7 protein-coding genes are annotated in these 15,902 nt (G+C 74.5%); 1 reads left to right on the top strand and 6 read right to left on the bottom strand.

All coding sequences use genetic code 11. The annotated features are described in order from the left end of the window. Positions 1-253: 253 nt before the first annotated feature. Positions 254-4,072, top strand: coding sequence for a multifunctional oxoglutarate decarboxylase/oxoglutarate dehydrogenase thiamine pyrophosphate-binding subunit/dihydrolipoyllysine-residue succinyltransferase subunit (locus tag ACZ3ZD_RS28815; protein ID WP_467403285.1), 3,819 nt, complete (start codon positions 254-256; stop codon positions 4,070-4,072). Between the two features lie 74 nt (positions 4,073-4,146). Here ACZ3ZD_RS28815 and fxsT read toward each other — a convergent pair whose 3' ends face one another. The 6 genes from fxsT to ACZ3ZD_RS28785 all read right to left on the bottom strand — a co-directional run bounded on the left by fxsT (position 4,147) and on the right by ACZ3ZD_RS28785 (position 15,895). Then, entirely contained in the window at positions 4,147-7,149 is a 3,003-nt protein-coding gene (fxsT, locus tag ACZ3ZD_RS28810) for an FxSxx-COOH system tetratricopeptide repeat protein (protein ID WP_467403282.1), read from the bottom strand. A gap of 83 nt (positions 7,150-7,232) precedes the next feature. Next, positions 7,233-8,564, bottom strand: a complete 1,332-nt coding sequence (locus tag ACZ3ZD_RS28805) for an aKG-HExxH-type peptide beta-hydroxylase (protein ID WP_467403279.1) — start codon at positions 8,562-8,564, stop codon at positions 7,233-7,235. Beyond that, complete coding sequence (locus tag ACZ3ZD_RS28800) at positions 8,561-8,839, bottom strand: hypothetical protein (protein WP_467403276.1); 279 nt, start codon at positions 8,837-8,839, stop codon at positions 8,561-8,563. The genes ACZ3ZD_RS28805 and ACZ3ZD_RS28800 overlap by 4 nt, the downstream gene beginning before the upstream one ends. A 92-nt stretch (positions 8,840-8,931) precedes the next feature. Then, positions 8,932-12,348, bottom strand: a complete 3,417-nt coding sequence (locus ACZ3ZD_RS28795; protein ID WP_467403272.1) for an SAV_2336 N-terminal domain-related protein — start codon at positions 12,346-12,348, stop codon at positions 8,932-8,934. Positions 12,349-12,364: 16 nt separating this feature from the next. Next, on the bottom strand, positions 12,365-13,378 hold the full coding sequence (locus ACZ3ZD_RS28790) for an AAA family ATPase (protein ID WP_467403270.1): 1,014 nt from the start codon (positions 13,376-13,378) through the stop codon (positions 12,365-12,367). Between the two features lie 186 nt (positions 13,379-13,564). Next, the gene (locus tag ACZ3ZD_RS28785) at positions 13,565-15,895 is read right to left on the bottom strand and encodes a VMAP-C domain-containing protein (protein WP_467403738.1); all 2,331 of its coding nucleotides are present in this window, start codon (positions 15,893-15,895) and stop codon (positions 13,565-13,567) included. Positions 15,896-15,902: the final 7 nt, after the last annotated feature.

The raw sequence follows: 15,902 nt of genomic DNA, 5'->3' as shown, positions 1-15,902 counted from the left end.
CACGCAGCTGAACACGTGTGATCACAGGCAGGCCCGCGCCACCCGTCGAACGAAGACGCGCCGGGCCGGGGCCGGTGCACCCTCACACATGCGGAACCACGCTTGTTTCCCGCCATTTCAAGCCCTGAAACAAGATTCTTGATGTGACTTACGCGACGATGCCCATGCCCGACCTGACCTTCCCCGCCATGGGGGCGTAGCCTTTATTCCCGCTGTCCATCACCTTGTGAAGCGGAAGAGGGCGGTTGCCGCCGTGTCGCCACAGTCCCCCAGTAACTCGAGCATCTCCACCGACGACCAAGCCGGGAAGAACCCCGCTGCCGCGTTCGGTCCGAACGAGTGGCTCGTCGACGAGATCTATCAGCAGTACCTCCAGGACCCGAATTCGGTAGACCGCGCCTGGTGGGACTTCTTCGCCGACTACAAGCCGGGTGCTCCTGCCACCCCGGCTCCGGCGGGTACTGCGGCCGCGGGGGCCGCAGAGACCACCACCCCGGCCGCTCCGGCCCCGCAGCCCGCCGCTCCGGCCCCTGCCGCGAAGGCCCCCGCCCCGGCCCCCGCCCCCGCGGCGAAGGCGGCCCCCGCCCCGGCCAAGCCGGCGCAGCCCGCACAGGCGCCCGCTCAGCCCAAGCCCGGTGCAGGCACCGGCTCCACCGGAGCGGCCTCCGCCGCGCGGTCTTCCGCCCCTGCGGCTAAGGCCCCCGAGGGCCCGGAGCTGATCACGCTGCGCGGCCCGGCCGCCGCCGTCGCGAAGAACATGAACGCCTCGCTGGAGCTGCCGACCGCCACCTCGGTCCGCGCGGTCCCGGTGAAGCTGCTGTTCGACAACCGCATCGTCATCAACAACCACCTCAAGCGCGCCCGCGGCGGGAAGATCTCCTTCACGCACCTCATCGGGTACGCGATGGTGCAGGCCATCAAGGCCATGCCGGCGATGAACTGGTCGTTCGGCGAGAAGGACGGCAAGCCGACCCTCGTCAAGCCGCCGCACGTCAACCTCGGCCTGGCCATCGACCTGGTCAAGCCCAACGGCGACCGCCAGCTCGTCGTGGCCGCCATCAAGAAGGCCGAGACGCTGAACTTCTTCGAGTTCTGGCAGGCCTACGAGGACATCGTCCGCCGCGCCCGTGAGGGCAAGCTGACGATGGACGACTTCACCGGTGTGACGGTCTCCCTGACCAACCCCGGCGGCCTCGGCACCGTCCACTCCGTGCCGCGCCTGATGCCCGGCCAGTCCGTGATCATGGGCGTCGGCTCCATGGACTACCCGGCGGAGTTCCAGGGCACCAGCCAGGACACCCTGAACAAGCTCGGCATCTCGAAGGTCATGACGCTCACGTCGACCTACGACCACCGGGTCATCCAGGGCGCCGCCTCCGGCGAGTTCCTGCGCCAGGTCGCGAACCTGCTGCTCGGCGAGAACGGCTTCTACGACGACATCTTCGAAGCGCTGCGCATCCCCTACGAGCCGGTCCGCTGGCTCAAGGACATCGACGCCAGCCACGACGACGACGTCACCAAGGCCGCCCGCGTCTTCGAGCTGATCCACTCCTACCGGGTCCGCGGCCACGTCATGGCCGACACCGACCCGCTGGAGTACAAGCAGCGCAAGCACCCCGACCTGGACATCGTCGAGCACGGCCTCACCCTGTGGGACCTGGAGCGCGAGTTCGCCGTCGGCGGCTTCGCCGGCAAGTCGATGATGAAGCTGCGCGACATCCTCGGCGTGCTCCGCGACTCGTACTGCCGCACCACCGGCATCGAGTTCATGCACATCCAGGACCCCAAGCAGCGCAAGTGGATCCAGGACCGGGTGGAGCGCCCGCACTCCAAGATGGAGCGCGAGGAGCAGCTGCGGATCCTGCGCCGGCTGAACGCGGCGGAGGCCTTCGAGACCTTCCTGCAGACCAAGTACGTCGGCCAGAAGCGGTTCTCGCTGGAGGGCGGCGAGTCCGTCATCCCGCTGCTCGACGCGGTCATCGACTCCGCGGCCGAGTCCCGCCTGGACGAGGTCGTCATCGGCATGGCCCACCGCGGCCGCCTGAACGTGCTCGCCAACATCGTCGGCAAGTCGTACGCGCAGATCTTCCGCGAGTTCGAGGGCAACCTCGACCCGAAGTCGATGCACGGCTCCGGTGACGTGAAGTACCACCTGGGCGCCGAGGGCACCTTCACCGGCCTGGACGGCGAGCAGATCAAGGTCTCGCTGGTCGCCAACCCCTCGCACCTGGAGGCCGTCGACCCGGTCCTGGAGGGTGTGGCCCGCGCCAAGCAGGACATCATCAACAAGGGCGGCACGGACTTCACCGTCCTGCCGGTGGCGATCCACGGCGACGCGGCCTTCGCGGGCCAGGGCGTGGTGGCCGAGACCCTGAACATGTCGCAGCTGCGCGGCTACCGCACCGGCGGCACGGTCCACATCGTCATCAACAACCAGGTCGGCTTCACCGCGGCCCCCGAGTCCTCGCGCTCCTCCATGTACGCGACGGACGTGGCCCGCATGATCGAGGCCCCGATCTTCCACGTGAACGGCGACGACCCGGAGGCCGTGGTCCGCGTCGCGCGGCTCGCCTTCGAGTTCCGCCAGGCGTTCAACAAGGACGTGGTGATCGACCTCATCTGCTACCGCCGCCGCGGTCACAACGAGTCCGACAACCCGGCCTTCACCCAGCCGCTGATGTACGACCTGATCGACAAGAAGCGCTCGGTGCGCAAGCTCTACACCGAGTCCCTCATCGGTCGCGGCGACATCACCCTGGAAGAGGCCGAGCAGGCCCTGCAGGACTACCAGGGCCAGCTGGAGAAGGTCTTCACGGAGGTCCGCGAGGCCACCTCCCAGCCGGCCGCCGGTGACGCCCAGGCGCCCCAGGACGGCTTCCCGGTCGCGGTGCCGACCGCGGTCTCCTCCGAGGTCGTCAAGCGGATCGCCGAGTCCCAGGTCACCATCCCCGACTCCATCACCGTCCACCCGCGGCTGCTGCCGCAGCTCCAGCGCCGTGCGGCCATGGTGGAGGACGGCACGATCGACTGGGGCATGGGCGAGACCCTGGCCATCGGCTCCCTGCTGCTGGAGGGCACCCCGGTCCGCCTCGCGGGCCAGGACTCCCAGCGCGGCACCTTCGGCCAGCGCCACGCGGTGCTGATCGACCGGTCGACCGGCGAGGAGTACACCCCGCTCCAGTACCTCTCCGAGGACCAGGCGCGGCTGAACGTCTACAACTCGCTGCTCTCCGAGTACGCGGCGATGGGCTTCGAGTACGGCTACTCGCTGGCCCGCCCCGACGCGCTCGTGATGTGGGAGGCCCAGTTCGGCGACTTCGTCAACGGCGCGCAGACGGTCGTCGACGAGTTCATCTCCTCGGCCGAGCAGAAGTGGAACCAGACCTCCGGCGTCGTCCTGCTGCTGCCGCACGGCTACGAGGGCCAGGGCCCGGACCACTCCTCGGCCCGCCCGGAGCGGTTCCTGCAGCTGTGCGCGCAGAACAACATGACGGTCGCCATGCCGACCCTGCCGTCGAACTACTTCCACCTCCTGCGGTGGCAGGTGCACAACCCGCACCACAAGCCGCTGGTCGTCTTCACCCCGAAGTCGATGCTGCGCCTGAAGGCCGCGGCCTCGAAGGCGGAGGAGTTCACCACGGGCGAGTTCCGTCCGGTCATCGGCGACAGCACGGCCGACCCGGCCGCGGTCCGCAGGGTCGTCTTCTGCGCCGGCAAGGTCTACTACGACCTGGAGGCCGAGCGGGTCAAGCGCGGTGCCACGGACACGGCGATCATCCGCATCGAGCGGCTGTACCCGCTGCCGGGTGACGAGCTGCAGGCCGAGGTCAACAAGTACCCGAACGCCGAGAAGTACCTGTGGGCGCAGGAGGAGCCGGCGAACCAGGGTGCCTGGCCGTTCATCGCGCTCAACCTGATCGACCACCTGGACCTGGCGGTCGGCGCCGACATCCCGGCCGGCGAGCGGCTGCGGCGCATCTCGCGTCCGCACGGTTCGTCCCCGGCGGTGGGCTCCGCCAAGCGCCACCAGGCGGAGCAGGAGCAGCTGGTGCGTGAGGTCTTCGAGGCGTAGGTCTCGCTGACGCCGCAGGGCCCGGTACCGAGTTCCCACTCGGTACCGGGCCCTTCGCGTGGCGCGTGGCGCGCTCAGCCCAGGTACGCCTCGAAGTCCCAGTAGGGGCGTACCCGTTGGCGGGCCGAGAGGGTGTGGGGGTGCTGGGCGCCCAGGGTGCGGGTGAGAGCCAGGAGGGCGTCCTCCTCCAGCTTGCCCGCCTCCTCCTGCTCGTGCGCCGCGCGCAGGTCCGCGGCCAGCGCCACCTGGCAGGACAGGGTGAGCGGGTGCTCGTGGCCGAGCGCGTGCCGGGAACGGCGCAGGGCGTCGCGGCTCAGTTCCGTCGCCTCCTCGATCCGGCCGTTGAAGTTGCGCGCGCCGGCCGCGTTCAGGGCGCAGCCCAGGACCCACGGGTGGTCCGGGCCGAGCGTGGCGCCGAGGCCGGCGTACGCGGACTCGAACATCGACAGCGCCTCGCCCCGCTCGCCCGCGACCTGCATGACCAGCCCGGTGTTGGACAGCATGCCGGTGGCCACCGGGTGCGCGGGCCCGAGCAGCGAGCGGTAGCCGGCCTCCGCCTCGTCGATGAGGTCGCGGGCCTGGCGGAGGTCGCCGTGTTCGCGCAGGTAGTTGCCGTAGTTGGTGAGGAACGCCAGGGTGCGGTAGTGCTCGCGGCCGTGCAGCTGGATCAGCTGGTCCAGCAGGCTCGCCATGGCCGGGCCGACGTCCGGGGCGTGGCCGCCCTCCCGGCGCCGGCACATGGCCAGCTGGGAGCGGGCTTCGAGGGTCTGCGGGTGCTGCGGCCCGAGCACCTGCACATGGAGCCGTACGACGGGTTCCTGGCGGGCCAGCGCCTCCCGGTAGCGGCCGAGCAGCCGGAGGCTGTGGGTGACCGCGTTGCCCGAGTGGAGGGTGTTGATGTGCCGGGCGCGCAGCACGCTCTCGCGCCGGGCCAGGGTCTCCAGGTCGAGGTCGAGCGCCTCGCCGTACCGGCCCAGCATGCGCAGGATGACGCCGAGGTTGTGCCGGGCGACCAGGGTGGGCGGCTCGTCGGGCCCGAGGAGCCGTTCGTTGCCGTCGAGGACCTCGCGCTGGAGGTCGTAGGCCTCCTGGTAGCGGCCGAGGGAGCGCAGGCCGGAGGCGATGGCGCTCTTGCTGACCAGTTCGCCGATCTCGTTGCGCCCCGGCGCGGCCCGCAGCTGCTTGAGCACGCCCCGGTGCAGCTCGTACAGCTCGCGGAACCGGCCGCTGTTGCGGAGCATGTTGCCCTCCTGGGTGGCCAGGTCGAGCATCGGCTGGTCGATCGGGTCCATGAACCGCGACCAGTGCTCGCGCACCTGCTGGGCCAGTTCCAGGCCGCCGCTGTACTCGCCGCTGCGGGTGCAGTACCGCAGGCAGTTCAGCACCAGTTCCTGCACCCGGGGCTGGCGGCTCTCCAGCGCGCCGGAGGGTTCGAGGTGGGGCAGCAGTTCGGCGTAGCGCGGCCAGTTGCGGCTGTCGGCGGGGTTGCCCGGGTCGGCCTCGGCGAGCAGGGTGCGCACCGCCCGCCGGTGCAGTTCCTGGCTGCCGTCGCCGGTCAGTTTGGAGACGATGTCGTGGACCAGCCGGTGCATGTGCACCGACTCCTGGTGCGGGCCCATCTCGGCGGCCAGCGGGCCGCGGGTCTCCCGGGTCAGCACCGAGTAGTTGACGAGGGTGTCCAGGGCGCGGGTCCAGGCGGGCAGGTCGGTGGACATCCAGCGCAGTTCCTCGGGCAGCTCGGCGCGCGGGTAGGCGCGGATGAGGCCGAGCGGGATGCGTCCGGGGGCGAAGGAGGTGCACAGCCCGAGCACCTCGATGGCCTGCGGCTGGGAGCGGCGCAGCCGGTTGAGCAGGATGGCCCAGGAGGTGAGGGAGGACTGCGGGAAGCCCTCGCCGGTGACGGGCTCGTCGACGGTGGACAGCCGGCGTTCGCGGACCATCCGCAGGTACTCGCCGGCCTCCATGCCGGACTCGCCGAGCCAGGAGGCGGCCTGCACCAGCGGCAGCGGCACGTCCCCGAACTCGGCGGCCACCTCGTCGGCCTCGTGGGCGGTGATGTGCGGGGCGCGGCGCATCAGGTAGGCGGTGGACTCGGGGCGCAGGAACGCGGGGATCTCCAGCACGTCGGTGTGCTCGCTCCAGCCCCGGTTGCGGGAGGTGATGAGCACGTGTCCGGTGCCCTGCGGGAGCAGCGAGGCCACGCCGTCGGTGTCGTCCCAGCCGTCGAAGACGAGCAGCCAGTTGGCGTACGGCTCGCCGCGGCGCAGCGCGTTGCGGACCGCGCGGATGCGTTCGCCGGGCTCGCTGCCGATGCGCAGCCCGAGTTCGACGGCGAGTTCGCCCAGCCGGTCGCGCTGGATGGTGCGGTCGTCGCTGTTGACCCACCACACCAGGTCGTAGTCGGTGCTGAAGCGGTGCGCGTACTCGGCGGCCAGCTGGGTCTTGCCGATGCCGGACATGCCGACGAGCGTGCAGGCGGCGGCGCCGCGTTCGGCGTCGGCGAGCCTCTGGTGGAGTTCGCCGAGCAGGTCGTCGCGACCGGTGAAGCGCGGATTGCGGCGCGGTACCTCGCCCCAGATCTCGCAGCGCTCGTCCGGGTAGCGGACCCGGCCGGACGGGGTCCGGGGGCGGGCGTGCGGCTCCAGGCCCAGTCGGCGCAGCAGGCGTTCCTCGGCGGCCTCCTCGCTCAGCGCCCACAGGCTGGCCGGTTCCAGGACGGCGGTGGCGGGCAGCAGCGGCCGGTTGGTGAGGTTGACCGCGGCGAACCGGTCGGCGTGCGCGGCGACGAAGCCGCGCAGCGCGTCGTTCCACTCGCCCGGCGGGCGCGGGCCCAGCTCGAAGAACCAGTCGTTCAGGACCAGCAGCACCTTTCCGCTGGCCAGCAGCAGGTCGCCGAGGGAGTCCTCCAGCGCCACCTCGCGCGGCGGGTCCCAGCGCTGGAGTGTGGCCCGGTGTCCGTGCCGCTCCAGGCACTGGGCGATCCACGCCGCCCACGAGCGGTAGTACCCCGGGAAGACCACGAGCACGTGCTCGGGTGCCGTCGCGCCGTTCGCGCCCGGCCGCCGCTGTTCCGACATCGCCGCTCCCTGCTTCCACACGGCCGCCCGGTCACATGGGCGGCCGTACGCATAACGTAACGCACGTACTCGTCTACTCAGCGTCAGCCCGGCGAACGGCCGGCCCCCGCGAGACGCGCGTGGTGGCCGCCCATGTGCCGGACGAACTCCCTTCCGTGCGGGGTCAGTTCATCGGACCCGGCGAGCACGGACAAGGCCTCCGCGACCTGCTCCCGGCACACCTCGAACCGCTCGCCCGCGCGCCGCCGCCACGCCCGGGCGGGTCCGGTGCGGGCCCGCGCCCACAGGTCCAGCAGCGCCAGGTGGGCGTACGCGCCCTGGAGCACGCCGGGGACCGGGCGCGGATCGCGCCGCCAGCCGACCCGGTGCAGGCTGCCGCCGGGCCGCCACAGCGGGACCAGCTCGTCCAGCACGGCCAGCTTGGTGTGGTGCGTCTCGTGCACCAGCAGCTCGGCCAGTTCGCGCCGGTCGGCCGGCAGCTGGGCCAGGACGGCACCGGGCGCGGTCCGCACGGTGGCGCTCAGCGCCGGTCCGGGGCGCGCGGACGGCGCGAGCGGGACGACGGCACGGACCAGGGCGAGGGTCTCGGTGGCCCGGGCGGGGTGCGTCACGGCCAGCAGGGCGTGCGCGTCCCGCCAGCGGGCGGCCCACGCGGCGGGGTCGGAGTACGGGCGCTCGGCCGGGGGCAGCGCCGCCGGCCCGATGCCGCCCGCGGGCACCCGGTGCGGGTCGACGTCGTCGAGGACGACGGTGCCGCCGGGCAGGGTGTGCAGCGCGGACCAGGCCAGAGCGGAGTCGGCGGTCCACCGGGCGCCGGGTCCGGCCGGGGCGGTTCCGGGCAGCAGCAGGGTCTGGCCGGCCGCGTCGGTGATCCGTACGACCCCGGCCCGCCCGGACAGCCTTACCGGGCCGCGGGCGCAGCGCAGCAGCCCGACGCCGGGCAAGGGCAGGGTGCCGGCCGGCAGCACGCGGGTGCTGGTGAAGCGGCAGCCGGCGCGCAGCGCGGCGGCGACGGCCACCGCGCCGAGCCCGGCAAGGGCGTCCTCGAACTCCGGGCCGTCGGGCGTGGCGAGCGCCGCGGCCAGCCAGGCGCCGGTCGTCGGGTAGTCGAGTACGGCACGGACGGCGCCCGTGTCGGTGCGCTCGGCCCGTTCCAGCAGCGCCCAGTCGTCCTCGAAGCGCCGCCGGGCCGTCGCGGGCAGGGTGGCGCGGGCGCCGTCGACGCGGACCAGGAGGGACTTCAGCAGCAGCATCCGGCGGGCGTGCAGGGCGGCGCGCAGGGCCCCGGTGGCCGCGGGCAGCGGGTGGGTGCGGGCCAGGGCGGCGAGGGTCTCGGACGGCACCGGTCCGGGAGCGGGTCCGGCCGGCCGTACGTCTCCCAGGGGACCGGTGGTTCCCGGGGCTCCCGGGGTCATGCCACGGTGTCCTCGCCGTGTATCGGCCGCCGCGCGGGACCGGCCGAAAACGCATGCCCGGGCCGGCCGGGCATGATCTCGTCGTCACCGCCGGTGGTATACCAGACCCGGCGCAGCCCGTCCGGGTCGGCGAGCACCCCGGCGACCGCCGCGAGTACCGCCGGATCGTCCATGGCACGCAGTGTCCGCAGGTCGACGTCGGTGAGGCCGGATGGGAGCGCGGCCTCTCCGGCGTCCGCGCCGACGCCGGCCACCCGTGTCCTTGGCTCCCCCACCCTCGGCTCCTCCCTGCCCCGCGCCCGCCCCGCTCGGCCGCAGTGGCTGCCCACTTCTTCCCGACCGGCCGGAACCAGAAACCCTGGACTGCTCAACTCCGGTCATTCTCGCTCGCGTTGGCCCAGTCCTGGGACCAGGGCCACCACGGCGGTGCGGTGTCCCGCCAGGCCGGTTCCGGCAGCGACCGCGGGTCCACGGCCGACGGTGGCTCCGCCTCCGCCCGCCGGGTCAGCTCGACGTCGGCCCAGTCGACCTCGCACAGCGCCCCGACGAGCCGCTGCCACTGCTCCCGGGCCGCCCGGAAGGCACCGCCGGCCGCGCCGGGCCGGCCCATCAGCGCCAGCACCGCCCCGCAGCCGTGCCGGGCGCGGGCGGCCGTCACCGAGCCGGGGTCGCCGCCGTGGGCCGCCTCGGCCTCCCGCTCGGCGTTCTCGTACGCCTGGAGCGCCTCCACCAGCACCGGCGCGCCCGCGTGGTACCAGCCCTCCAGTCGCACCCGGCCCAACTGGAGCCACACCTCGGCCCGTACGGCCGCGTCGGTCGCCGCGCGGACCGCCTGGCCGAGCAGGTGCCGGCTCTCGAACAGGTCGGGCAGGAAACCGAGGTGCCGGAAGCGCTGGGCGAGGGCGCTGCCGACCAGGCCCTGGAGCCGGCCGCGGTGCGCGGACCGGGCGGGCAGCGACGTCAGCGCCTCCCGCAGCACGGACTCGGCCCGGTCCACCACGCCGGCCCCGTCGCCGGTGGAGGCCCGCCTGAGCAGCGACTCGCCCCAGGCGGTGAGGAGCCGGACGCGCAGGGGGTCGTCGACGGGGGCGAGCAGCGCGGCCCGCTCGTACGCCGCGTCGGCCTGCCCGGTCTCCCCTACGGCGTCGTGGAACGCGGCCAGCGCGGTCAGGCAGGGCAGCAGCAGCGCCGTGTCGTCCCCGGCGGCCGCCAGCGCCTCGTCGAGCGCCTGCCGGGTCTCGGCGTCCTCGGCGCCGGCCCCGCGCAGCGCCCGCGCCAGATCCAGCAACGCGGGCCCCCGCACGGTGTCGCCCGCCCGCTCCCGCTCCAAGGACCGGCAGGCCTCCCGCAGTTCCGGCACGGCGGCCCCGGGATGCCGCAGGTCGAGCAGCACCCGCCCCCGCAGCAACAGCCGCTCCCGATGGGCGGCCACCTCCCAGGGCACGGTGCCGTGCCCTGCGGGCGAGGTGGGGTCCGAGGGCGAGGTGCGATCCCGGGGCGCGGCGGGGCCTTCGGACGACCGGAGGCCGCCGTCCGGTGCTACGGCGGTCCCGTCGGCGTCCCCCGGTGCTGCGGCGGTCCCGTCGGCGCCCTCCGGTGCTGCGGCGGTCCCGTCGGCGTCCTGTGCGGTGGCCGCCGGCGCGGACGTGCCCTCCCCCGGCTCTCCCGGCTCACCGGAGGCGTCCGCGTCGGAGGCCTGCCAGGCGCGGGCGGTGGTGGTGACGCGGGGCCAGGGCGGGGTGCCGGCGGCCAGGACGGCGAGGGCCCCCGTCAGGTGGTCCGTCTCGGCCGTCAGCTGCCACAACTCCCGGCGGCACAGCGCGAGTTCCAGTGCGGACTCGGCCCGCTCCCGGCTGTCGGCGGGGGCGTCCTCGTACGCGGTGGCGAGTTCGGCCTCCGCCTCCCGCAGCAGCCCGGCGCGCCGCCCCTCCGCGCGGGCGCCCGCCGTACCGGCCTCCACGCGCAGCACGCGGCCGAGGACCAGCCGGGCCCGGACGGCGGGGCCCGCGCCCCTACCGGCCGTGGCGACGCGGGCCTGTTCCCGGGCCCGGCGCAGCATCTCCGGGTCGGCCAGCTGCCGCCAGCGGGCGAGCAGCCGCTCGGCCTCGGTCAGCGGGTCGGGGGTGACCAGGTCCGGCAGGTAGAACCGCAGCACGCGCGCGGGGATGCGGGCGAACAGTTCGGCCTCCACGCTGCCGGTGCCGTCCCGTGCCGCGCCGTCCTCGGTGAGCCGCCCCGCGCCGGCGGCGGGGCCGTGGTCGGCGAGCCGGGCCGCGGCCAGCGCGGCGAAGTTGCGGGTGCCCTTGCCGAAGTGCCGTTCCACGTAGGCCGAGCAGTGTTTGAGGACGAGTCCGGCGGTGTCCTGGTCGAGGGAGGACAGCAGCAGGTCCTGCATCCGGGGCGAGTAGGCGAAGCACGGCTGGTCCCCGGTGCCGGGCAGTTGCCGCAGCAGGCCGCCGAGCAGCACCTCGGCCAGTTCCATGGGCCCGGTGTCGGGCAGCATGGCCCGCTGGACCAGCTGCATCACGGGCAGGGTGAGGGGGGCGGCGGCGAGGTAGACGGCCAGCCGCAGGGCGCCGGGTGAGGCGCCGGCGCGGAAGGCGCGCAGCAGGTCGTCGTCGCTGCGCGCGGGCGGGGCGAGGCCGGCGGCCGCCGGTGCGGTGCCGGGGTGGGCGTATCCGGCCCAGGCGTGCTCGCGGGTCGGCCCGGTGCCGGCGAGCAGCCGGGCGAAGGCCGCGAACGCCTCCGGGGTGGGCTGGAGCACCGGGACCGGCCGGGCGCCGGGCGGTGGTTCCTCCCAGGGCTCGTCCTCGGGCAGGAAGTCCAGGCGCCCGCCGCTCTCGCCGGTGCGGACGAGCAGCCCGGGTTCGGCGGGCAGCGCGGTACGGCCCCACAGCCGGGGCGGCAGCGGCTGGACCACGGCCAGCGGGGCGGTGCGCGGCCAGCCGTGCAGCAGGCGCTGCGCGGTGCCGTTCTGCCACAGCGGGCCGACGCAGTCGCTGATGACGAAGGTGAGCCGGCGCCCGCTGGGGTCGTGCAGCTCGTCGGCGGGGCGCAGCCGGGTGCGCCGGCCGGGACCGGCGGTCGTACCGACGAGCGGGGCGCCGGAGTCGTCGGCGTACAGGTGGTGGACACGGACGGAGGCGAACGCGCCGGACTGCTGGCAGGCCTGGCGCAGTTCCTCGACCATCTCGCCCCAGACGGCCATGGCGGGGCCGGTGTCCATGAGCAGTTGGACGTCGCAGCGCCGGCGGCGGCCGGGCCGGGTGACGGGGAGCAGGATGCCGCTCGCGGCGGCCCGGTCGGCGGTGGCGGCCTCGTCGATCCGCTCGTCGCGGCCGCGGACGGGGGCCGTGCGGTACCGGCCGAGGGCACGCAGTGCCTTCTGCAGGCCGAGCAGTCCGGGCAGGGCACCGGCGGCGGGCGCGCGGACGGGGAACGCTCCGGGGGCGCCGGCCGGATCGTGGGCGCCGCTCACGCGTGGCGCGGGGCTCGGGGTGTGCAGCGGGATGGCGGCGGAGGGGACGGCGTCCACGTGCGGCGGCTGCGGACCGCCGGAGCCGGCCGGCGTACGCTCGCCCGAGGCCACGGCCCCCCGCCCCGGGTCCGACGGACCGCCCGAACCGGTGCCGGGCGCGCCCCCGCCGTCCCCGCCGGCGCCCGTGCCGTCCTCGGGCGGGGCCGCTCCGAGCCGCCGGGCCAGCCAGAACGCGTCCGCCACGTCCTCGGCGGTCGGCTGGAGCCCGCCCTGGCGCAGCTTGCCGATCAGCTCATCCAGGCGCATCCCCGGCATCCGCCTCTCACCTCGTACGGTCGAGCGGTTGCATCAGCATCTCGGCGATCCGCTCCCGGGTGAGGCCCTGTGCGCGCGGGTCGTGCTGGGTGAGGAACAGGGCGTTCAGGAGCTGGTCGGCGGCGAGCACCTCGCCCGGTTCGCGCTCCAGGAACCGGCGGATCAGGTCCGCGCCGGCGGCGACGCCGTCACTTCCGAGGTGCGCCTCGACCATGGCGGTGAGCTGCTCCTCGCCGGGCGGGTCCAGCTCCAGCTGGACGCAGCGGCGCAGCAGCGGGGCGGGGAAGTCGCGTTCGCCGTTGGAGGTCAGCACGATCACCGGGAACGCGGTGCAGGCGATACGCCCGCCGTGCACGGCCACCCGGTCGCCGTCGTGCGTGAGCACCTCCACGACGGGCTCCCGGTCGGCCAGGCGCTCCAGCTCGGGAATCGAGAACTCGCCCTCCTCCAGGGTGTTCAGCAGGTCGTTGGGCAGGTCGAGGTCGCTCTTGTCCAGCTCGTCGATGAGCAGGACGCGGGGTTCCGCCGCGGGCAGGAACGCGGTGCCTAGCGGGCCGAGCCGGACGTAGGAGCCGATCGCGGAGCCCGCGGCACCCCGGTCGTCACCGCGGGCGCGCTCCAGCTGGACGTCCTGGAGCCGGGCGATGGCGTCGTACCGGTACAGGCCGTCCTGGAGGGTCGTACGGCTGACGATGGGCCAGCGCAGCACCTTGCCCAGGCCGAGTTCGTGGGCGATCGCGTACGCCAGGGTGGACTTGCCGGTGCCGGGGTTGCCGGTCACCAGCAAGGGCCGGCGCAGATAGAGGGCCGCGTTGACCGCGTCCACCTCGGCCGGCCGGGGCGCGTAGTTCTCGACCAGGCGGCGGCGCACACCGAGCCGGCGGGCGCTGCTGGGGTCCTCCGGGCCGCTGTCCGCGCCGTCCCGGGAGGCGGCGAAGTCCCGCCAGGGCGGCGGCGCCGGCAACCGCCGCATGCCGTCGTGCGGCTGACCCACTCCGCGGTAGATCCGCCAGTCGTTCACCTTGGGCTCCTCCCGGCTCTGGTGATCATGCAGCGGGCCCGGCCGTCCGACGTACGAGGCTACCGCCCGTCGGCCGCGCCCGCCGAGGTTCGCGGCGTCCGACGCTCCCACCCCGCCACCACGAACCTCCGTGCGACTCGGCAGAGTTGACGGAGCGTCCACCGGGGCGGCGGAGGCACCGGCGGGTCAGCCGCCGGGCGCGGCCAGCGGCGGGGGCCGCATGCTCTCCGTCCCGTACGGCGACCGGTCCGGCGGATCGAACAGTACGGCGATCTTGCCGCGCAGGCCCTGCGCCCGGGCGGTGTCCGGGTCGGCCAGGCCGATGCGCAGCTCGCGGACCGGGCCGTGCAGCCCGTCCGCCTGCCCGGCGGCGTCCAGCACGGCCGCGGCCTGCCGATGGAAGTCCCCGCACTCGCCGTGATCATGCCGGTCGCGGCGCCACAGCACCACGGAGTGCCCGGAGCGCAGCGCGTCCCGCATCGCCGCATAGCCCTCTCCACTGCCGACGGGACCGCAGTAGACGGGCACGGACGCGTCGCCCAGCGCCGACAGGGCGCCGTAGTACGGGTACTTGCCCCCGGTCCCGGCCCCCGGCGGATGCCCCTCGGCGACGGTCCTGCCGTGCAGCGCCGCGTGCGCCAGCGGGCCCCGTTGGACGCCCTTCCAGCGACGGCGCCACTCCGGGGCGGGCGGCAGGCCGTTGCGCCGGACCTCGCGGATGATGACGGTCCGCCGCATACCGAGCGGCAGGTGCCGCGCGTCCTCGAAGTCGTCGTCCTCGTCGTCCCCGCCCTCAGCGTCGCCCGGTCCGGACAGCAACTGCCAGTCGTCCACCGGGAGATCGAACAGCCTGCGGGGCAGGAACACCTCGATCGCGGCGAGATGCTCCCCGTGGTCCCCCTGACCGAGCGCCTGCGCCAACGGCTCCCGCAGCACCCCCGCCAACTCCTCGGCGGGCACGCCCCGGTCGTCACCGTCGACCGGGGTGACGTCCCGCCCGTCGTACACCAACTGCACACTCCAGGGATGCCGGCCGTAGGTGGCCGGCCCGACGCGGACGAGGACGTCGGTGCGGGTGCCGGCGGGAGCGGGGCCGGTGGGGGTGGGTATGAGCTCGCTGGGGACGGGGGTCGGGGCGGCCTCGACGGGTGACGGCGTACCGACGTGCGGGACGGGGCCGACGGGGCCGGCAACGGAGGGGGTTTCGACCGCCCGGCCCCCCAACGCGGGAACCTGCGAAGGGATCTGCGAAGGAACCGGTGAGGGGGTGACGGCCGGCCACCCGTCGGCGACCGGCACACCGTTGGGCGGCCCACCCGCCGGACCACCGGAGGCCGACGCGGTCGTGCCGCCGTCCTCCCCGCTCCCGTCCAGCAGCGCGCGGATGGCCTCGCCGACGGCCCAGTGCCGGTGGTCGGCGGCCTGCCCGGCTATCCACGCGGTGAACGCCCGCAGCCGTGCCTCGTCCACCTCACCGGTCCGCTGCCGGACCGTACGGGCCACCCGGGCGGCGTAGAGGAGTACGGCGTCCAGGTCGACCAGCGTGCCCCCGCCGCCCGGTTCGAGCGTGCGCAGACCGTGCAGCAGCGCGGCGCCCTCGCGCCAGGTGCGCACGTTCCGCAGCACGAGCGAGGGCAGGCGTTCGCCGCGCACCTGCGCCTTCACGTCCTCCACGAGGTGGACGACCTCACCGGCGCCGGTCGGCGGCGGCAGGTGGGCGAGATGGCCGTGGAGCCGGGTGCGCAGCTCGGCGGTGATCCCGGAGACGGCGTGCCCGTGACCGGGCAGGGCGGCCTGGAAGGCGGTCCAGTCCGGGTACGGCGAGGGGGTGTCGAGAAGGCGCGCGTGGTGCACGTCGTGCGCGCGCAGCGCCTCGCGCACCGGGCGTGCCGCCTCGCGGGCGTCCAGCAGTTCGTACAGCGCGGTGACCGGTACCGCGACGCCCTCCTCGCGCCGGCGCCCTTTGATCACACCGATGACGGAGCCGTGCCGCAGGTCGAGCACCGGGCCGCCGGAGAGTCCGCCGATGGGCAGGCTTCCGGCGAGCAGCAGGGCCCGCGCGTCGGACCCGGCGAGTTCGCCGATGCCGTGCCGGATGCCCAGCTCGCCGGTCTGCACCGACCAGCCGTAGAGGCCGAGCGGGGTGCGCGGGCCCGCTTCCCGGTCGGCGAGCCACAGGCAGCGCACGTCGTCGGCGCCGGTCACGCGGACGAGCGCGAGGTCGGGGAAGGGCCAGGGGTCACGCGCCGGTCCCGCGCCCTCGGGCCGGGGCGCGACGACGACGGCCGTGCCGGTGCCGCCGCGCGGCTCCCAGGCGCCGGCGGCGGTGCGCTCCTGCCAGGTCACGCTCAGGGCGCTGGTCCCTCGGCACACCGCGGCTCCCCCCTTCCCCACGACGTGGGCGCAGGTCAACAGCCAACCCGGGGCTATGAAGAACCCCGACCCCCAGTACGCGTCACGGTCCGTTGCATACCCGTCACCAGGTGCGCCGATGCGTGCGAGGCAGGGGCGCACCATCTCGTCG

The organism is Streptomyces sp. NPDC023481 (assembly GCF_055560195.1).
Note: the sequence above shows the minus strand (reverse complement) of the source record. Positions and strands in the feature narration are given on the sequence as shown.